This is a genomic window from Rhizobium leguminosarum (genome assembly GCF_010668065.1).
Taxonomy (GTDB): domain Bacteria; phylum Pseudomonadota; class Alphaproteobacteria; order Rhizobiales; family Rhizobiaceae; genus Rhizobium; species Rhizobium leguminosarum_S.
Map to the genome: position 1 here is coordinate 556,388 of NZ_WUEN01000002.1, position 19,151 is coordinate 575,538.

18 protein-coding genes and 1 pseudogene are annotated in these 19,151 nt (G+C 54.8%); 8 read left to right on the plus strand and 11 right to left on the minus strand.

Annotated elements, in window-relative coordinates:
• Positions 1-32: 32 nt before the first annotated feature.
• Both GR198_RS07210 and GR198_RS07215 read left to right on the plus strand, forming a co-directional pair.
• Positions 33-632 carry a hypothetical protein gene (locus GR198_RS07210; protein ID WP_164068074.1) on the plus strand — a complete coding sequence of 200 codons (600 nt, stop codon included), beginning with the start codon at positions 33-35 and terminating at the stop codon, positions 630-632.
• A gap of 117 nt (positions 633-749) precedes the next feature.
• Positions 750-1,655, plus strand: a complete 906-nt coding sequence (locus GR198_RS07215; RefSeq protein WP_164068076.1) for a hypothetical protein — start codon at positions 750-752, stop codon at positions 1,653-1,655.
• A 130-nt stretch (positions 1,656-1,785) separates the two neighbouring features.
• Here the strand turns inward: GR198_RS07215 and GR198_RS07220 are convergent, their stop codons facing one another.
• Both GR198_RS07220 and GR198_RS07225 read right to left on the minus strand, forming a co-directional pair.
• A complete protein-coding gene (locus tag GR198_RS07220) occupies positions 1,786-2,529 on the minus strand; it encodes a phosphotransferase (RefSeq protein WP_164068078.1) in 744 nt (247 codons plus the stop codon).
• Positions 2,530-2,711: 182 nt separating this feature from the next.
• Positions 2,712-3,032, minus strand: a complete 321-nt coding sequence (locus GR198_RS07225) for a hypothetical protein (RefSeq protein ID WP_164068080.1) — start codon at positions 3,030-3,032, stop codon at positions 2,712-2,714.
• Positions 3,033-3,358: 326 nt separating this feature from the next.
• Between GR198_RS07225 and GR198_RS07230 the strand changes: the two genes are divergently transcribed.
• On the plus strand, positions 3,359-3,907 hold the full coding sequence (locus GR198_RS07230; protein WP_164068082.1) for an AAA family ATPase: 549 nt from the start codon (positions 3,359-3,361) through the stop codon (positions 3,905-3,907).
• A gap of 50 nt (positions 3,908-3,957) precedes the next feature.
• On the opposite strand, the gene GR198_RS07235 is transcribed toward GR198_RS07230, so the two are convergent.
• On the minus strand, positions 3,958-4,518 hold the full coding sequence (locus tag GR198_RS07235) for a hypothetical protein (RefSeq protein ID WP_164068084.1): 561 nt from the start codon (positions 4,516-4,518) through the stop codon (positions 3,958-3,960).
• Positions 4,519-5,215: 697 nt separating this feature from the next.
• On the opposite strand from GR198_RS07235, the gene GR198_RS07240 reads away from it, so the two are divergent.
• The 3 genes from GR198_RS07240 to GR198_RS07250 all read left to right on the plus strand — a co-directional run bounded on the left by GR198_RS07240 (position 5,216) and on the right by GR198_RS07250 (position 7,098).
• The gene (locus tag GR198_RS07240) at positions 5,216-6,190 is read left to right on the plus strand and encodes a hypothetical protein (protein ID WP_164068086.1); all 975 of its coding nucleotides are present in this window, start codon (positions 5,216-5,218) and stop codon (positions 6,188-6,190) included.
• A 237-nt stretch (positions 6,191-6,427) separates the two neighbouring features.
• Positions 6,428-6,622, plus strand: coding sequence for a hypothetical protein (locus GR198_RS07245; RefSeq protein ID WP_164068088.1), 195 nt, complete (start codon positions 6,428-6,430; stop codon positions 6,620-6,622).
• Positions 6,623-6,747: 125 nt separating this feature from the next.
• A complete protein-coding gene (locus GR198_RS07250; protein WP_164068090.1) occupies positions 6,748-7,098 on the plus strand; it encodes a hypothetical protein in 351 nt (116 codons plus the stop codon).
• Between the two features lie 60 nt (positions 7,099-7,158).
• Here GR198_RS07250 and GR198_RS07255 read toward each other — a convergent pair whose 3' ends face one another.
• The 8 genes and pseudogenes from GR198_RS07255 to GR198_RS07290 form a co-directional block, all read right to left on the minus strand.
• Entirely contained in the window at positions 7,159-7,770 is a 612-nt protein-coding gene (locus GR198_RS07255; RefSeq protein WP_164068092.1) for a 2'-5' RNA ligase family protein, read from the minus strand.
• 140 nt (positions 7,771-7,910) lie between these two features.
• Positions 7,911-8,654 carry an NUDIX hydrolase gene (locus GR198_RS07260; protein ID WP_164068094.1) on the minus strand — a complete coding sequence of 248 codons (744 nt, stop codon included), beginning with the start codon at positions 8,652-8,654 and terminating at the stop codon, positions 7,911-7,913.
• 63 nt (positions 8,655-8,717) lie between these two features.
• Positions 8,718-9,302, minus strand: coding sequence for a nucleotidyltransferase family protein (locus tag GR198_RS07265; RefSeq protein WP_164068096.1), 585 nt, complete (start codon positions 9,300-9,302; stop codon positions 8,718-8,720).
• A 108-nt stretch (positions 9,303-9,410) separates the two neighbouring features.
• On the minus strand, positions 9,411-10,802 hold the full coding sequence (locus GR198_RS07270) for a calcium-binding protein (RefSeq protein WP_164068098.1): 1,392 nt from the start codon (positions 10,800-10,802) through the stop codon (positions 9,411-9,413).
• Entirely contained in the window at positions 10,802-11,545 is a 744-nt protein-coding gene (locus tag GR198_RS07275; protein WP_164068100.1) for a hypothetical protein, read from the minus strand. Before GR198_RS07275 ends, GR198_RS07270 begins: the two co-directional genes overlap by 1 nt.
• 914 nt (positions 11,546-12,459) lie before the next feature.
• A complete protein-coding gene (locus GR198_RS07280; protein ID WP_164068102.1) occupies positions 12,460-13,542 on the minus strand; it encodes an IS110 family transposase in 1,083 nt (360 codons plus the stop codon).
• A gap of 82 nt (positions 13,543-13,624) precedes the next feature.
• Positions 13,625-13,912: pseudogene (locus GR198_RS07285) on the minus strand (DUF433 domain-containing protein); the annotation flags it as partial.
• A gap of 1,325 nt (positions 13,913-15,237) precedes the next feature.
• A complete protein-coding gene (locus tag GR198_RS07290) occupies positions 15,238-15,582 on the minus strand; it encodes an antibiotic biosynthesis monooxygenase family protein (RefSeq protein WP_164068103.1) in 345 nt (114 codons plus the stop codon).
• Between the two features lie 387 nt (positions 15,583-15,969).
• Here GR198_RS07290 and GR198_RS07295 point away from each other — a divergent pair, with 387 nt between their 5' ends.
• On the plus strand, positions 15,970-17,163 hold the full coding sequence (locus tag GR198_RS07295) for a hypothetical protein (RefSeq protein ID WP_164068104.1): 1,194 nt from the start codon (positions 15,970-15,972) through the stop codon (positions 17,161-17,163).
• Between the two features lie 26 nt (positions 17,164-17,189).
• A complete protein-coding gene (locus GR198_RS07300) occupies positions 17,190-18,791 on the plus strand; it encodes a right-handed parallel beta-helix repeat-containing protein (protein WP_164068106.1) in 1,602 nt (533 codons plus the stop codon).
• Positions 18,792-19,151 lie beyond the last annotated feature (360 nt).

The following is a 19,151-nucleotide window of genomic DNA, read 5'->3' on the forward strand; positions in this document are numbered from 1 at the left end:
ATAGCCTCGGCCCAGGTCACGGAGAACGTTCAATGCTACAGCTTCTAGATGCTCAAAAGCATATGCAGGTCGAGGCAGATGAAGTTGTCCGCATCCTGGGCTTAAACGAGCTTCTAAGTGAGATCGGCCGCCCAATTCGTGTCGGCAGTTCTGCTCTCGGGCTCATGGTCCGACGCGACATCGATATTACGGTCGTGTGCGATGGGTTGGATGATGGCGCTCTCGCGGCTTTTACTGGCGTCGGCGCACGCATGATGCAAAGAGCGGATTGCGTGGTGGCAGTCCGGTTCCGAAATGACACCAAGGATTGGAACACAGAGCCTGACAAATATCCCGACGAGCTGTACCTGTGGCTGTCTGTCCGTATGCCCGATAAGACAGCCTGGACTATCGATATCTGGTTGGTCGACCAGCCGGAAAGGCAGCCCGACCTTGCTCACCTGAAAACATTGCTGCCGCGTCTAACTGATGCGGATCGCGCCACAATCCTGCAGTTAAAGCAGGTTTTGGCAAATGGAGATCAGAAGGTGGCCGCGATACCAAGTGCGCTGCTTTACGATGCCGTCATGGACCACGGCGTGCGAACGTTGCAGGAATTCGAAAAGTGGTATCGCGACCACCAATCGGGCTGACTTGGGTGCCTACGACCCAAGGTCAGTAATCACATTGTGTGGCTTGCAACCTTTAGGATCGACTTTACCGTCGTGGCACCTCGTCCCTTATGGGCCGACATGTAAGGGATATGGGCCATGGACAAAACTGATTTTGATCTGGTTCAGGTATACGTCGATCCGCGATTACAGGCAGACGGAGGCAGGCTCGGATTCGCGATCAAGTCGCTGCGAGAGCAAAACGTATGTTTAAATGCGCGTATCGACCCTGCGACTGGTGGCGCGGTCATCCGAGCTGCGAGTGAAGCGGACCTCGACACTGCGCTTGATCTAATGAAGCGCTTCCACATCGACGTGGAAATTGGCCCTTTGCAAGTCGTCTATCGTATGACGATCACCAACTCTGTTGAGGTCGACTACACGCACAAGAAGCACACAGGAACCACAGGAGAATTCGCCCGGGTCAAGTTGATCACATCACCGAATGAAATTGGAAACGGCTTTCAATTCAAGTCGACTACCGTCAACAGTATCGTGCCGGACACGTACATTCCCGGCATCGAGAAAGGTGTGCTATCAGTGATCCAGTCCGGTTCACTGACGGACGGTCCAGTGGCGGTGGATATCAACGTTGTCCTGGTCGATGGTGCCTTCCACGATATCGACTCCTCCGAGTTAACCTTCGAGATCGCTTCCCGCGCGGCTCTGCTTGAGGCGCTCCGCATGACATCCTTGGCTCTGTTCGAGCCAGTTATGAAGGTCGAGGTCGTGGCCCCCAAGGATCATGCCTTAACGATCATCAAAGACCTCAAATCGCGGAGTGGACGCATCAGAGGCCAGGTGTCCCGTGGCGACGACGTTCTGATCGATGCGGTGGTGCCACTTTCAAAGATGTTGGGATATGCAGACACGCTTGACGAACTTGCACCAGGCCGCGCGACGCACACGATCCAGTTCGATCACTATCTGCAAGTTTCGCCGGAGCATCCCGATCCGCCGCTTCGGCCAGCAGCAGCAATGCGATTGGTATCCGTCGGCCCCTAAAATCAAGGGGGCCAATCGCTTTCGGCAGTGCCTTTTGTGGGCTCGTCCGCCCGAGAGCGGACGATGCCGATGGTTTCCGAACGCAACGCTATGTCAGCGCCGCTTCCAGAGTTAGTCGATGACGGAGCATCTAGGAGGCACTTCTCGTACGCCAAGCGATAGCCCATAGCGGTTCCGCATCGGTCGTCTCTGGCGTAACAGCCGCCTCCCTTGCTTGCTCGGCCGCATCGTGAACTGCGAACAGGATCAGCTTGTCGACGAATCCGCCGCGTTGCTTCCGGGACAGACCATAGCCGTCCAGCAGCAGGCGAACTTGTTGTGCTCGCATGTTCACAGAGCCCAATCCGACCCTCTCCGCAATGTCGTCATCGTAGAGCTGAGCATTCAGCCAACAAGCCTGGGCCAATTCGATATCCGCCCTAACCGGCCCAGCCACCTCCCAATCTATTAGTCCGACAGGCAATCCTGACCGGCAGACAATGTTCCAGGGGCCGGTATCGCAGTGTCCTATTACGTGTGGACCCTCACCGAGATTACGCCCGAACCAATCGCGCCAGATCGAGGCTTCGAGAGGTTTGAAAGAAGAAGAAGCATCATGCAGTCGCCGCAACATCATTCCCAGTTGCGGGAACGCCTCGTCCGTCCAAGGGCCTGGGTGAACAAACTCACCTTCGATAAACGACAATGTCTCCCGGCCGCGCTCGTCGAAACCCGTGCCGACAACGGAAGGAGCTTCAGTGAAGCCGGAGGACTCCAAATGCCGCAGGAGTGAAATGACCGTTGACGACCAGGGGCCGCCATCGCGATACACGACTCCACCGTGCCGCGTGACAGTCGTTCGTCCGCCACCTGTCAGGCAAATCTCATGATTCATGGCAACCACCTGGACTTTCGTAGCACCAAAGGGGCGCGTTTAGACTTTCAACCATCGACCGCCAAGCTCTTTCAACACGACCTACCCCCACCGCAAAACTCAACGATGCGGCCTCGGCGAAGCGTGTCGTCCGGCGCTAGTGGCAAATATTTCGCGCAAGCTGAGAGCGGGCAAGTTGGTGGCTAATTACTGATAAAAAAATCGGGGTCCGTATAGTCGATTTCAACAAAGTCGAGCCCTTCGGCCTCCTTGGGCAAGCCAATTGCAAAGGTTACGCCCTCTTGCTTCAAGGTCGTCAATCCGTGCAGCTTGTCAGTCTCGTGCGCTCCCAAAACAAAATGGGGACCGCGCTTGGTGACCTGTCCAGTAATTTCGTTGGTAGACACCCTGGAAAACACCCACTGAATCGATGGCAGCAGTTCTTTGTCACGCTCGCTTCGCGACAGGTATTCACCGAACGCCCGTACTTCCTTCAAAGCCTTTTGAGTGAGCAAGACCCTCACGTTTTGATCCTCCGAATTCATTCCTGGCGACGATGCCCGCCCCCAGTGGGCTCGCTCCCGTCGTTGACAAGCCCACATCAAATGACACCTGCTGGTGCCTGCCGCCGGTTCAATCTACCGCTTGCGGCCAAAACGGACGAAAAAATCTCGACGATCTGTGCAAGCGGATTTGTCCACGCTGCTTAATACCACCGAGGTTAAGGTCCGCCGTGGTTGACCGTGCCCGATCTTTATAGGGGCATCCGGAGCGCCCCAACCGTGAGAGCCACGGATTTCAGAGACGTTTCGATGCTATAGTGATTGGCCGCAATTATCGGAGACGTTTGGTGATAATCAATCTCAACGGATGGCCGGGAGTTGGAAAGTTAACGACGGCCCGCGAACTGTCGAAGCTCACAGGCGGCCGACTTCTCGACAATCATACCCTCCTGAATTTCGGCAAGGCTTTGGCCGATGAGGGAAGCCCAGAATATTATGCCTTGGTGCGAGCTGTGCGCTCAGTGGCCTTCGAAGCCATTCTCAAACTGCCGTCGGCGCTGCCCGTCATTTTCACCAGTGTTGTAGCCCGGGGCGGGACAAGCGGGTTTCTTGAAGAGAACTGGCAGGCCATCGTCGATCTCGCCGAGGCGCGAGTGTGCAATCTGTTTTCGGTTACGCTGACCTGCTCCGCCACGGAGAATGCCCGGCGGATTGTTCATGAAGACCGTGGCCTTCTCAGCAAGGAACAGGACCGCGAGCTTCTCGTCGAGCTTGCGAGAACGCGGACGCTCTTTGATTATGGTGCGACATTCCGGACAATCATTGACAACAGTGATTTGTCCCCCGAAGAGACCGCTTTCCGGATTCATAGCTGGGTGAATAACACGTCCTCATGAGGCGCTGACAACGAGGGTGATCAACACGTAGCCAAGGCCACTCATGATGCCTACTCGTTGCGGAGATCGATTGCGTCAGAGGGCCCTTTGATCCGGTCTCTTTTCGTCTCAAATATTGCCATCGCTACGGGGAAGGCAGTAGGAGGTTTTCCTATGAAATGACTCGTGATTTTGATGAACTTCGCAGTTGCTGTGGCAATCACGACTTCCGATTTGGCGTTATATCCGTTTCTTGACCAGTCAACCTGGAAAACCTTCACCGGCACTGCGCCATAGAGGCTGTCGGAAGCCTTCGAGCAATGCCGAAAAACAGCCCCGATTCCATGGACGGTCTTGCGTAGTTCACGGTGCCGCAAATGCCACCTACCGAGCCCTTGGCGGTCATAAGCTAAATCGCCAACAAAGATTCCGGTTTCGATTAATTCGTAATCCCCCGTCTGTTGAACACCATAAGTGCGGGCTGAGTAATTACGTCCAAATGTGCGCTCATAGGAACGGTTGACGAAATCACACGAAGGGTCTTCGCCTGGGAGACGATCTTCTTGCGCGGTACACGGCAAGGCTACCGACAATATCAATGGGAGAATTGGAGCATAGAAGCTGAGGCGCATGGTGTCCTTCACCTATTCCGATATGGCGATTCCGACCTGGCGAGAAGCCATGTTCGCAACCCTTCGACCCAACAGACAATGCCATGCCTACCTGAAAGGTAAGACAGCGACATCAACAACCTCCATCGATACGGTTGCTATTCACTGACCAGGCAACTGCCGTTCTTAGCAGTGCTCGCCGTGAGTGGGCAATCCTGGTAATCGCTCGCGCTGCTGGCCTCTGGAAGCGTATGTTGCAAAGTCGCCGTCGCCGGTAACTCGTCTTTTACGTGTGCCATTTTATAGTCGCTGATCGTTTGCGGCGGCCAGCATGCCAGAGGACCTGTCGGCATTTCTTCTCCGGACATTGATGGTCGTGGCGTTAGCCGCCAGTTGCATGCTGTCGTCTTCCGCATTCGCGACCAACACGCCGTGCAGTGGCAAGAAGGGCGGCATCGATCATTGTCAGGGGTCGACTTTCATCTGCCGTGACGGGTCGGTGAGCGGAAGCAGGAAGTCCTGCGAAGCAGTTATGGGCGGTCTCGGTCTCCTGGGGTCTGGCGCGACTGAAATGCAGCCGACTGGCTCGGCCAGCTGTTCGTGTCGGATCGGCTCATATTGCACTGGCCCGCGCGGTGGCCGCTACTGCATCACGGATGACGGGTCGAAGAGCTACCTTCGACGTTGAGGCGTGGTCTGAAATATCGAAGGATCATCCATGAGCCAGGCTAGCTTCATCCTCAGTGCGTTTGATTTGAACCTCTGGTGCTCAGTCCTTGAAACCAAGTTTACCGTCGACGATCTCGCAGCGCTACAGGCGATCATTGATGCGGATATCGCTGACGATCCGGATTTTGCCGGTTTATATTCTGTCGACCCGGACGAACTGAACGCCATCAACCAGCGTTTCGACGGCGGGTTCGACCCGGCCCGCCTCAAGCTTCCCGACATCGAGATATGGTTGGAACGGGAGCGGAAAGGCCGCTCAATTCGAGATGTCCCTTATCTCGTTCACACTAATTTCGAGCTACCGCTGATGCTGGAGGGCAGGAAGAAACTGGCGAGATTCACGGACGTCCTTCCCAAAACGGAGGAAGCATTTGATCGGTGGGTGGAGAAAGGCCTCTTTCATAAGGAAGTCTTCCTGGAACCAATCCCAGCATCGTTAAAACCCTATGTCAGCGATCCCGATCATAGTGCTGTTCGCGACGTCTATTACACCTTGAAAGGGGAGGAATGGCGCATCCCTGCCATGAACCTACTTTGGAAAGTGGGTGGTGGATGGAACGAGCACTTTGAGCGGCTTGAGGGCATGCTCTTCGGCTATGAAGACTGGCAAAACGACTGGTGGATAGCGCATTCGGGCGGCTTCGGCGGCATCCCCTTTTGCTGCACGGTCGATGCAGAAGGGCTGAAATGGATGGAATTGGCGGGTTTCAAGGCTCTGCCACCCTTGGCCGAAATTCAAATTCACATCTACGATACTGACGAAGACACCGTAGCGGCCGCGCTGCTTGCGGAAGATGAGTGTGCTGTCGCCCTCGCCCGGTTCAAACTCTCTCTCGAAATGCAGCGAAAATTGCTCGACGGAAATACACGGGGGCCATGGCAGATCAACAGAGAGCAAATTCCCGGAATCAATCGCCACCTGAAGCGACAAGTCGATGTCTTGTTCCGCCAATCAGCGCCGTAGGCTGTTTTGCTTCAAGCCGCCAGCCGGTCCAGGGGCAAATACTGAAGATTTGGAGCTTCGCGGCTTGGTAGGTAAGGGCTACTCCTGATTCTCCGAGTGGAGCGAGTTCATGCTGACGCCGATACGATACCGGAATTATCTACCGGCGGACGATGTCGATGAAGATGGAGCGGTCGACGGGAATGCCTGACAGGCGCTATGGTGGCGAACCCGGGATCACTAAATGGGAGCATCAGCATGCCAAGCCTCGCCCAAATGACCGGATCATTGCATATTCATCAGTTCTATATCGGTAAGTTGAAAGCTAAACAGGAACAGCTTTTTGACAGCGATCCGGATTTAGCGATGCCCCTCGACAATGTGGCTGCCGTTCTGTCCGAGCACGCTGAAGTCTTGGCTGGCGACATTGCTGACATGGAATGCGATGATTGATGGCCCGTGGCAGCCATTGAGCCACTCAGTCTCTTTGATAGAATTCTATGGACAGAGACGTCTATGGAGCGCGGAACGACGGAGCCTCGTCCTGCGCCGCACCACGCCGGAAGGATCAATTTTCTATGATCAAACCTGAACTTGCATTCGCCATCATATTTATGAGCAACTTCGCAGCTCCGATCTCGGCTTTTATCGCTGGCCGCAAATGGCCACGTTGCTGGAAGACATTGCATTTTTTGGCGGTGATCTGGATCGTTCTGTCGGTATACGTATGCGACAGATTGACGTTCACGCCAGATATCGCCGACGTGGGCGACGACTCTTATGACGGATTAGATCAGTTTATAGTCGTTGTCGCGATCTTCTTGCAGCAGCTAGCCATTCTAGTGACCTATCTAGCTTGGTATGTGTGCAGCGCATTTGCTAAGTGGCAGCGGGCATCTCGAAGAGAAGCAGGACCCTTCGTGCAATAACATATCAACGTCGCTGCCCGCTGGGGCGATGATGCTGATCAGTGGGTTCTAAATCGGGCATCATGTGCTTGCGCCCAGACACGACGGTTGGCCAAGCACATCAATTTCGACGCTCGGGTAAGTTTTCTCTTTCACCAATTGAAGGGCTTTCACGTTGCCTTCGATAGGCAACAACCCAGCATCGCCGGGGAGCGCTGGCAACTGTTCCTCGGCCGAGAACCTGAACAATGTGATGTGAGCTATTCGCGGCGGCTCTGGACGCCAATCTTCGAACCAGACGGCATCCGAAATAGCTGAGCGAAGCCGTTGCAGCTCTGGCGGCTCGGGTGCCTTTACGAAGATTGCCGCTTCCGAAGCCTGCACCTCCTGAAAACTGAGATCAATCGGTGGCGTCTCATTGACCAGTCTCTCGACGACCTCTTTCCATCTTTCCCCGTTCAGCTTCCAAACCTCGTCGTTTGGCATACTGAATTGCGCCCCGGCATTGATCAAAGTGACCACCGTCATGTGCAAACTCGTAGCGGGGACGCGCAGCAGCGGACCATCGCACCCGCGCACGATGCCGTCCTGCAAGGCGCAGAGCTTTGATACTGTCTCGCGGTCGGGGAAAAGCTGCAGGTGAAACGCGCAGCACCGCTTGAACCACAGCAGGTCGACCTCCGTTCTGATCACAGCAAAATTCCCTCGGTTGAGGATGTCTCAGTGGACAGCGGCACAATTCGCAACCGAGATCGGTCTCGAAGGATCAGACTTGGCATTGTCTCCCCGCAATGTACTTAGATGCCTTGTTATGGCCCCATCGGCCTGAAGGCTCAGCGCGAATGCAGCTGCAGGAACTTTCTGGCTTTGATGAAACTCCACGTCAGAGCGGCGTTTTTGTGCGGGCCATTGTTATCGAGAATATCGTCCACGGAGTAAATAAGCAGTTCAGACGCCTCATTTCTATCCGGTGCCGCATCTGCGCCCAACAGGATATCCGTAGCCGTGGATTTGCTCGGCATCAGCAGAAATAGTTCCGGGTGGCAGAAGACCGGGTCATAAGCCAGACCGATAGCGACCGCTTCAGATCGGGATACATCACCAACGCCGATTTCCTCCTCAACTTCGCGGGCAATCTCGTTGAAAAGGTCTACGGGACCGTCGCTCTCACCTGGCTCGGCGTAGCCCCCGATTAGATAGAGGCCGCCGGGGTTTTGGTCCGACAGCAGACTTCGCTTCGTGACAATGACCTTACCGTCGGCCGTCAGCACGATAGCGGTCAATCCAAGGGGATCAGCGCGATCCGCCTGCGGATGCTCGGAAGCGAAAGCGGGATGGCGTGTCGCCACGTAGGCAGAAAAGCAGGTCCGACTGGCAGAAATGCTCAGCCGTTCACCTTCAACCCGATAGGAGGCCATGCGCAGCAAAGACCCGTCGAAAGCAGCAGGACGCTTTGCGCAAACCGATGCCCAAGTCGACTTCCTGACCTCTTCCACGCGGTACAGCAGCTCGAAATTTCCAACGAGGCGGCAGTCGATTTGATCGACGGGAATGCTGAAAGACTGATCTTGGAACACGCTATGCCCATTTCGTAAGTAGTTTAGATTATGCCCGACCCAAGGATATACGAACGCGTCTCCTCATTCGCCCTCAAACCAACCCACGACACTAAGGTTTGGCCAGACACTGACCCATCGACTGACCTTCTGCTCGTAAATCTCCCGGCTGATCTGCTTCTTGTTCGGACGGACAACTCCTCCAAGGAGATCGGAAAGCCCAAAGGGAGCGCAATGGTCCAGGTTGCCATTATGAGGACAAAGGCCAACGGCCGTGGCCGTTGTCGGGAATGTGGCGATGGCATCGGCGGTCGATTGATACGGATTGATCGAATGTCCGAATTTCGCCTCATACCAGAGGTGAACCCTGGCCTCGTTTTTAACGTCGATCCAAACAGGAAAATCGGAGAAAGCCCTCCGGACACGAGCCGCGCGTTCCGCTTCGGCGTCCTCGGAAAGGTCGCTGGCGTCAAAATAGACGATATCAATGTCATTGATGCCATGAGCTGGCGGAAAACCGAACTTATGGTTCCAGACGGTCTGAGCAATCGCACCGGCAGCGAGCCAGGAGTCCGGATGCGCAATCTCGTCCCAGTGCTGCAGCAGAGCTGACAACATCGGGCTCTTGAGAACGATGCCGTGCAACTGCCGAAACTGTTCGTCCTCCATGTCCACTTCTTCCTTCAGACAATATCAATGCGGCCGGAACAGGAGAAGCTCAGCCGGAGCAATCACACCGACTGAGGTTTGCGAGATCACCGACGTTTCGCTTGTAAACTAGACCAGCAGAAATTCTGCGTCGGAGGATCGCTGCGCGGATTGCCACAGTTCTGAGCCATCAGATGCGAAGGTCGACGCAGCTATAAGCTGTTCCTCTGGTTCCGCGAAGTGATGAATAACCGTCAGAATTTTCTTGGCATCCACTACGTCGGTGTAGACCACAAAGAAACCGTCTATCATCTTGCCCAGGACGTCGCGCTGGAACGTTCCTTCCCCGGTATTGAAGGTGGCCGATCCGAGAACGTAGGGATCGCCAGTATAGCCGCTAAGAGCAGCAGCTACCATTCCACTAGTGAGCGCAAAGTCGCCCCATATGTGGTCCTGTGTAATTTGAATGTTGGCGACATAGTCCTGATCAGTCCCATCAATCCAGTCCGACTTTCGCAATGCATTCCAAGTAGCCTGATTGCTTGTAACTGAGCCGTAGAATCCCTCGGTAGCAAAAATGTAATAAGTATCGGACCCCTCCCCACCATCAAGAAAATCCCGCTCGCCATCATACCACTCAGGGTGAAGCGTGGAGACGTTCAATTGGTCCGCATTGCCTGTACCACCGATAAGGTGGTCGCCGCCTTCGCCTCCTAAAACATAGTCGCTTCCGGCCTCCCCGAAAAGCTTGTCGGAATTCGCATCGCCCGCAACCCAGTCATCACCGTCGCCTCCGAACACTGTATCGCCACCAATGCCTCCGTACAGGTAATCGTTCCCCGCACCAGCGTGGATTGTGTCATTACCGCTAAGGCCAATTAATAAGACCGGGTCCGAGAAATCCCTTGTGTCGATTTCATTCCCCCCACTGAGGCCCGCCTCTCCTAAATCATCAACAAGCACCAATCCGACGGGATCACCAAATGTTAGGCTTTCCCCAACCTCAATGCCAAGCGTGGCGAGCTGCCCCTCAAACATCGTCGAATGATAAGACGCACGTTCAACGAATAGAGGATCGTAATAAGGGTCATTAGACATTTCAGAAGCAATAATCTGCTCAATTCGAACTGTGTCGCCTACGTAGTCATAGTTTCCTGTCAGAAAATTAGGGGGAACGCCATGGTTCGCACCATCAGAATAGCCCATGACCGCATGAACGATCTCGTGCATAAGCGCCTGTTCGAACGAATAATGTGATATTGTTGCGTCGGTATCGATAACGTACTTGGTGTCAAGGACATGTGGGTCGTACTTAACCAAAAATGAGCTTTCTTCCGCCTTCATCGTATTGGGTTCATGTTTGAACGTAAGGGTTTGTGTGCCAGCTGCCACTACATCGAAAACAAGCCGAGCCGTCGGGGAGAGTCTGTACAAATCAGTTATCAGCGTTTCGATGCGTCCCTCCTCCCCGCCAAGGGCATCGACGAAATTGAGCTTGCTCAGGACCTCTTGAATCCCCATCACGGTTTCTCCTTCGATATGATGGACTTCAGTATCGAGAATAGAACAGGCGGGTCATCATCAGGTAACAACCGCTCGCTTCCCTCGAATAATTCTACGTTCAATTTAGCTATAGTGTATCTGCAGTAGGCATTATCAGACTCGGCAAAATACAGGATGTCTGCATAACAATACAAAAACGGCTGTTCCACACCGTCTTTCTCGTATCGCCTATATATATGCTCCAAAGTGCTGGGAGCCACCGGAGCTTCCGCTCCATACTCAGGCTGAGCGTCTCGGCTCTCTTTTGCAGATTTGGCGATCATCAACAGGATTCGCCGAAGTTCCCCGTCATCGTGCATATCGAGGAGGGGTTGTTTCAAAGCCTTCTGCGCGAGGATTATTGCTCCTCGGCTACCTGGACAGAACCGACTTTGGTAGTCGCCTGAATATTCTATCGCTACCAGGCAATACATATAGCCACGATGCAGTGGATACCGGGAGACATAGGCGTACAAAGCTTTGTCGGCAGCTGCTGTGGCGGCGGTGTCGGATGAGGCCGCATAAGCTGCAGACGCGAATACCAGAGGGGCCAGCAATGCCACAGCAGCGAAGGGCGCTCGAACCAATGGCGAAGCCTGCAAACCTGGGATAGATAACGGTCGCCACTCTCGATTGCGCAGCTTCGCAAGAAATTCAACAACCGCCACCGATAACACCCCCATAAGTATCATGGTGCGATATTCATAGTGCATGGGTTGCATATTTTGCAAGCTCCTTCGTAGAACCGGTGAAGGCAATCTTAACAGTCGATTGAGCCACCCGGTCGCCACCCAGCATCCAAACCGACTGCAGTAGGATGCGATGAATTTGAGAACGACAATTTGCCGCCTCGCGCGAACCTAGTTTCCTTACCGAAATCGGCCGAGCCGTCTTTGGGATTCATGATGCTTTGATGCGAGCCAACGGCAGGCGAATTCGTCGATTAAGGTGGATTGCTCGACCGGGGCGCTGTAACCGCGAACAATCGTGGACCTTTTGTTTCAAGTGTTGCAGCGCCGTTGAATATAGTTGTTCCGGTAAGGTCCCTTCGCTGCTCGAAATCCATCCGTCGAACATTTCCCTGGAAACGTGGATGATGCCCCTTTTCGACCTCATCCGAAAAGCGACCAAGCAAATGGCCCAGGCGAAACGTCTGAACGCGAGGCAACGAGGACGTTCTGGACGAAATCCTGAATGGGGACGGATGACGGCCGTGTGCGACAGTATCCATGGGCCTGCGCCCCCCTTGCGCCGCCAATTGCGAACATTAAGCGTTCGCAAAACCGACGTACAGTTTCAGCGACAGACTACGGACTTGGCTGGGGTTGAATATCCAGAGCACTTTGCCTGGAACTGGACGGTCCGACATAACGTCATTGTAACTTCCGGCTCGATAAGACCGCGCAGACTCGGTCGGAGCGGGCCGATCCATTCGCTAACCGGCCCGCCGATGAAACACAAGTGCCTACCTGTCATATTGAAACGCTGCCATCATTGGGGCGGCATTCGGTGGTCAGAAACCACCATGCCCATGTATATTTCGCGGAGCAACGGCCCTACAATTATGCGTGTGCTTAACACCTGCGCCCTTCCGGTATTCCGTGCTCGCTCTTGTCGTTCCTAACAGGTCTTCACCTCAGCGTTTCACCAACCCGTAAGCCGGAGTGATGATGCGTTCACGCATCGTCCCAACGTCGGCGCTACTTCCAGGTTTGCTGTAATTGCCGCCTCTTGTCAGCAGAGCCCAAACTATTCGCGCGGTCTTGTTCGCCAACGCTACCGCCGCCACCTTAAAAGGACGCCTTTTCCGGAGCTTTGCTAGCCACGGAGAGACTCGTTCGGCTGTTTTGGCGCTTCGAATAACCGACATTGCTCCGGTTACAAGCAGAGTTCGGAGGTGGCTATTTCCCATCCTGGAAATATTGCCCAGCGCTTGGCTCTCTCCGCTCGAATGGCTCTTCGGAGTCAGGCCAATCCAGGCCGCAAAATGGCGGGCCGATTTAAATCCACTAAGGTCAGGAACAAGCGCTGTGATGGCGACCGCAATTATAGGCCCGATGCCAGGGATGGTCATGAGTCTCTTGATATCGGCGTCGTTCTTCGTTCGAGCTAGGATTTCGCGATCAAGTCGTGCGATGTATTCGCCCAGAAACTCAATCTGTTTAAGAATTTGCTGCAAGGCGAAGCGAGCGGAAGCCGGAATCCGGCCGTCGTGCTCATCGTTTGCGATGGCGATAAGTGCTTTCAAACCGGTTCTTCCTTGGGGCGTCGCGACCCCCAGTTCAGCCAAATGGGACCGAAGTGCATTTATCGCTTGCGTCCTCTGTCGTATGGCCAAGGTGCGCGTCCGGAAGATCATCGCCGATGCCTGTTGTTCAGCCGATTTGACGGGGACAAACCGCATCGTCTTTCGCGTCAAAGCTTCGTTGATTGCTTCCGCGTCATTGAAATCAGTCTTCCCCCGTTTCACGAAGGGCTTCACATAGGCGGGATGTATTAGACGAACTTCATGTCCAAACTCAGCGATGCGGCGAGCCCAATGATGAGCGGTGCTGCAGGCTTCCAAACCGACTAGGCACGGCGGCAATTTTTTGAAGAATTCGAGAAGGTCCGCCCGTTTGATTTTCCGGTTAAAAGCTGTTGAGCCATCAGCATCCGCTGCGTGAACCTGGAAAACGTTCTTTGCTATATCCAGTCCGATAGTCGCTATTGTCTTCACGACACAACTCCTCAGGTTGGTGAACAACGGCGAGGATTTTGTCGCACGACTCAGGTCGACGGCAAGAATAAGTTCTGGCAGGTCACTTGATCAGGGGCAAACGCTTTACGGATTTCACTTTCAATCCCTGTTCCGACAGCTTAGGTGGCCGTTCGCGGGCGGGATGAGCGGCGACCCAAATTTCCGCGAGTTCCACCATGCGTGAGGTGAGCGAAGGATAGCCCTCGACAATCTCCTCGATAGTCGCGCCTTGAGCTTTTATCGCGGCAATCGTTCGCACTGGAACGCGAGTACCTTTAAATATGGGTTCGCCGCCGACAACACTCTCGATGCTCTGGATCAAATCCTCGGCTTCGCGAAGCGCCTCGGCGGGCGGTCCAACTCCATCTCCAGCAACCAATTCGATATCTCCCTAACAATCCGGCCCGGCACGCCCCGAATGACTCAAGCCATTCCATCCACATCCCCGACGCTCACGTACAGGTTTCCTGTGCTGGAAATCACCACGGCACCGACCTCGCCAAATAAGCAACCGCCTGTGGTCTGATAGAGCCTGATCAGCTCTGCAGCTTGCTCGATGAGGTTTTGTTATTCATGTGGCCAGGGTAGCATCTCGGCCCACTTCACCAAGGTCCTCATGGATCAATGGGACATGTTTCTGCCGACGGCCAAGGGGGCTCGCGAACTCCACTCTAAGACTTCGAAGGATTTCCTCCCGAGAGTGGCCTTCGGAGTGCAAGTTTACGACCCGCGCGACAAAGCCCCGATGATCTGGAGAAATCTTCAGCTCATTGCACGCATCGATGATGATCGCCTGGAGGAATTCGAGGTCGTCAACATCAATCGCGAAATCAGAAAGCAGGCCCAATTCCACCCCCCCGCAGACAGAGGCAGAGAGCGTCTTTACCTAAACATTTCGCGCCTGGGACAAAAAATGGCACACAGCGCGAAACGTTTGCGAAAAGACCCTTCGAAGCCACGTTTTGTGAGTCCGGCACGACAGCCGAATGGAGCGAAACCATCAATTTTCACGATTCCACGTTTGAGTAAGTGGCTGGAGATAGCCCCGGCTCCGGTTAGGAGGCCAGGCTAATTGCGGCTGCCAACGGTGAGAGCCCGGCAACTGGCCCAGGGTGCGTTCCAGTTCGCCTTATCACGCTTCGGATTTGTCCCCGACGGAAGCTGCGACCAAAATTGCAGAATGGGCCCCCCAAAAAAAATCTCGGCGATAGTCGCTCCCCAAGGTATGCGTTCTGATGGAAGAAGAGACTAGAACAGATCGGAGTCGCCGTGTTCACATTGATCGTTGACTACGCCGTCGCACCTGACGGTGGCTCGCTTGCCCTGTCTGTTGAACGACTTGACGGAAAAACGGAGTGCTTCGTCATCAACCGCTCCTTCGCTTCTCGCGGGACCCCCGACTACAACGTAGTCAGATCGACACTCCGTTCCCTCTCTCAAAACGAATGCGAGGAAATTGCGAACCATTTGGACAGGCTAGCTGTCGGGGCGACTTCAATCGATCTAGTCGCTGATTTCATCAAGACCTTAAAAGCTCAGTCGTCGAAGGGGCAGAACATCTAGCTGGAGGACGATTAGCGGAGACCGCTGAGCCACTCGTCTCGCATTGCTGTCGGAGAATGGCGACGCCTGAACTTGAGGCTTGACGCCAGGCCTGGATACAATGGGCAAAGATCATTGCCGATTGACCACGTCCGCGTCGAATCCATAGGCTCTTTGAACCAGCGCAACGCGGATTTCATAACGCGTATACCAGTCTGTCTTGCCCCGACTTTGCGCCTCGACGTGATCGAGAACCGCTTTCCATGCCAGGATGCTTTCCTCGTCCTTCCAATAAGAATTGATGATGCCGAAACCGTCAGCACGGCGGACGCTTTCGAAACCCAGAAAGCCGGGCTGTTGCTTTGCCAATTCCACCATCGCAGCACCGACGTCCCCATAGCCGTCATCGACCTCCGTTCGTTGCGATGAGAAGCAGACGACGTAGTAGGGTGGTGCAGGTAATGTAGCGATAGACATTACAACCTCTCGTTGCTGATACACTCGGACCATTGCATCACGCGTCTTGACGTCAATCCCCTACGTCGTGCATCGGGGATGCGGATAGTCTCAAGGTCCTGTCGATAAAAGGTATTCCAGGCATAGCTTCGGAGCTACTTCCAATAAGGTCTTGGCTTTCACGAGCGGGCACTAAACGCTGTCGCGGTTTGGGCAAGCCGCGAGGGCGAGCCTTAGAAGTTCACCCATTCGGACATGGCTTACGCCATTGCCAACCTTCGATGACGGCGCTGATCTGGGCACTACGACGAGGTCAAGCTTAGGTAACACGATGACATACTGCAACGCCCGAGATTCGTAGCCTAGCCGTAAAGACCAAAAAAAGGCTGCGCAACAGTAGTATTGGCCTTGAAAGTTCTATTTAACCGGGTAGTCTGCAGAAGCCGTCCAACATACTTCGTATCCGCATTTCCTAAACTTGAGGGGGTTTTTGAAATGGACCGCTTGCGCACGCTTTTGCTGTCATGTGCTACTTTGCTTGCAACCAATTCCTGGGCTGCTGACGCCAAGATCGTTTCCTGGAACATTGCCGCGTCGCCATACGAGAAGGTCCTGGCTCGGGCGTCCGACTATAAGAAGATGGCCGACACCTTGTCGCCCGACGTGATCGTGCTGATCGAGCTGACCGGACGACCCGACATCAAGGCAATCGCCGACGCAATCGGCTGGCAGACCTATTTTGCGACGATGTCCGATGGTCAGGTCCAAGGCGACGAAATCCATGCAAGCTTGGAGGTCGGCGTCCTCTCGAAGATACCGATCACATCCGTGATCGAGTTCGATCCGAAGCCGGAAGGACATACCCACCAGGTTCTCACCAACGCCAAGCCGGATGGCGACAGCTCGATACCGGTCACAGAGATGCCGTTGAAGGGCATCGATATGATGGGGTTGGCGGCAACTGATCGCGGAACCCTTCGTGTCGATCTGGCAAATGGCCTGACCGTCTTCCCGGTTCATCTGAAATCGAATTCAAACGACGCCTGCTTTGCCGCCGACGATGCAATCAAGGGCTTGAAAAAACTCGACCTGCCTCCGGTCCCTGCCCTCCAAAGCATTCTGGACAACGGTTCAGACGTGAAGGCCAAGGCGGATAAGGACAACGCCTTCAAGCGCGAACGAGTGATAGCGGCAACCAAAACGGTCGCCGACCAAGCTGTTGCTGATGGCCGCACGGTGCTGATCGCTGGGGACTGGAACACGTCCTTCGAACCCGGCAAGTTCGGCCAGTCTTTCGACGACTGTCAGTTGGCTGCCTTCTCCTGCGCGAAAGCCCCCTTTCCCGCCAGCACCTGCACAGGCGATGGTTTTGACGACACCTTTGCGGTCATGACGGTGCCACTCGTCGGGAGCCCAAAGTGGGCGATGCTGACCAAAGACCTTGGCCGGACATATGACGATACGGATTTCGCCGACAAGGCTATCGACCACATGTCCGTTCCGGCCTCCCAGGCTGCGTCGTTCGTCGCGCCCAAGGTGGCACCAGACACATTCGGCTCCGACCATTTCCCGATCTTCACCGTCTGGACCACCGGTCCCTAATCGCTCGTTCGAACGGAGATATCGGCATGGGAAGAACGCGCGATGCCCGTCCCGACAACGTGCATAGTAAAGTTCGACAGCTCTCCCCTGGGGACCAGCTGCGGCTGACAGCAGGCGAATACAAGCACCCTATCGTTCTGTCAGCGCTCGTCGGGAGCGAGGTCGATCCGATCACCATCTGCAGCTCTGGCGCGGTGCTCGGGTCTGGCCTCACCTTCAGGGAATACAGGAAGACCGGCAACGAGTTGGCGGCTGCTCAGGAGGCCGGAGGGCGCTTTCCGGGTCTCTATTACCTTGCTGACAACGCAGCCCTGGTCCTGAAGAATTGCCAGTGGATCAACATCGAGAAATTGGTCTTTGAAGGCTGCTGGCCAACGGCGGTCTACCTTGAAAACTGCCAGCACATCACGCTGCGAGGTCTCAAGATCAGTGGAGGCACATTCGCCATCGGTGCCACCGGCGTTGCAACGCGTCACATTCTTATTGAGGACTGCGATTGGGTGCAGGACCCAAGCGGAAATGGCTGGGAGATATGCGAGGCCCTTCGCCACGGACGATCTATCGAGAAGGAGCTTGACGGCACCCCATCGAAGCTTTGGCAGGACGTCGATTGGATTCAGGTGCATGGCGAACGGCCGGAGACTGGAAAGTCAGTTAGCATCGAGGACGACGCGCGGGCATACGATGGCGACTTCTTCCGCGCCTGGAGTATTGCGGGCTATGTCGTCATCAAAAACAACATCATCGCTGACGCATTCAACGGCATTCACTTCTTCAACCAGGTCGCCGAGTCGATTGTCGAAAGCTGTTCGCGCAACGTCCTAATCGAGAATAACTGGTTCATCCGCATTCGCGATAATGCCATCGAGCCCGAGCACTTTGCCTGGAATTGGACGATCCGCCACAATATGATCGTCGACTGTTATATTCCGTTCTCGATGCAAATGGCACGATCCGGCTATTTCTACGTTTACGGAAATGTCGGATGGAATCTCCGAAAACCCGGTCCCGACGAGGACACGCACACGAAGGGTCAGCTCTTCAAATTCCCGACTGAGCACGTGGCCGACGGCCCCCACTACGTCGTCAACAACAGCTGGGTTCTGCGTGCCCCGCTAGCGAAGAAGATGCGCTTCGCGAATTTTGTGCACGTCAACAATGCAATCGATTATTACGAAACCGATCCGTCAGTGACGGCACCATTTGGCAAGAATTTCGACGATCCCGCTCCAGCCGGATCACAGAAGGAAGAAACCCTAAAATTTGAGGGTGAACACTTCACAAGGGCATGGCAGTACCTTGGGATGAGATTCGACGGCGACGTGATCAATCATCCATCGTTTCCCGGCGTATTGCGGAAGGCCGGTTTCCCAATCGGCGCTGATGCCAAGGGCCAATCCCCCAACTTCACAAATCAGGTGCCGGGGCTTCCAAGGGGTTTGATGACTGATAGCTGGATCGACGCCGTTGACCTCACCGTGCTGCGGCCCGATGGCACGGTGGCGGCGGCAATCGATGGCACCACGCATCAGATGGGTGCTTGGCAGGGAAACGATCTGATCAGGATGGAAGACCCGGTGTTCTGGTCGCACTGGCCTGGCCGACAGAAACGCTGTGAGGTTTCGTGAAGCGTTTCAAAGTCCCATTTGTCGTCACGCTGGCAAGAACGGTTCGCCTACCTGAGTGCCGCGCTCCTCCATCGTCAATGGCCACAGGCGGAGCCGGGTCGACGAGCTACTGCCGTGGAATTATGCTGGACGAGCAAGCGACTGAGGTCCGCTATCGGCCGATTGCGGACCCAATGCTCGATGTGATCAATTCAGCATCTAAGCACGGGATGCCGATGACCGACTGGGGATAAATTTATGAGGGGCAGACCATCGACTACGAAGCTCCTGCTTGCCACAGCTTTCCTTATAGCGCTGTTCTTATCCGGCGGAGCCATCTTAGACCTGGGTTATGGGTGGTTGACGGCACCTGGTAGAGAA

Coding starts and splice junctions, on each gene's coding strand:
- GR198_RS07210 (WP_164068074.1), top strand. CDS start 33: ATGCTACAGCTTCTAGATGCTCAAAAGCATATGCAGGTCGAGGCAGAT.
- GR198_RS07215 (WP_164068076.1), top strand. CDS start 750: ATGGACAAAACTGATTTTGATCTGGTTCAGGTATACGTCGATCCGCGA.
- GR198_RS07220 (WP_164068078.1), bottom strand. CDS start 2,529: ATGAATCATGAGATTTGCCTGACAGGTGGCGGACGAACGACTGTCACG.
- GR198_RS07235 (WP_164068084.1), bottom strand. CDS start 4,518: ATGCGCCTCAGCTTCTATGCTCCAATTCTCCCATTGATATTGTCGGTA.
- GR198_RS07240 (WP_164068086.1), top strand. CDS start 5,216: ATGAGCCAGGCTAGCTTCATCCTCAGTGCGTTTGATTTGAACCTCTGG.
- GR198_RS07245 (WP_164068088.1), top strand. CDS start 6,428: ATGCCAAGCCTCGCCCAAATGACCGGATCATTGCATATTCATCAGTTC.
- GR198_RS07250 (WP_164068090.1), top strand. CDS start 6,748: ATGATCAAACCTGAACTTGCATTCGCCATCATATTTATGAGCAACTTC.
- GR198_RS07265 (WP_164068096.1), bottom strand. CDS start 9,302: ATGGAGGACGAACAGTTTCGGCAGTTGCACGGCATCGTTCTCAAGAGC.
- GR198_RS07270 (WP_164068098.1), bottom strand. CDS start 10,802: ATGGGGATTCAAGAGGTCCTGAGCAAGCTCAATTTCGTCGATGCCCTT.
- GR198_RS07275 (WP_164068100.1), bottom strand. CDS start 11,545: ATGCAACCCATGCACTATGAATATCGCACCATGATACTTATGGGGGTG.
- GR198_RS07290 (WP_164068103.1), bottom strand. CDS start 15,582: ATGTCTATCGCTACATTACCTGCACCACCCTACTACGTCGTCTGCTTC.
- GR198_RS07300 (WP_164068106.1), top strand. CDS start 17,190: ATGGGAAGAACGCGCGATGCCCGTCCCGACAACGTGCATAGTAAAGTT.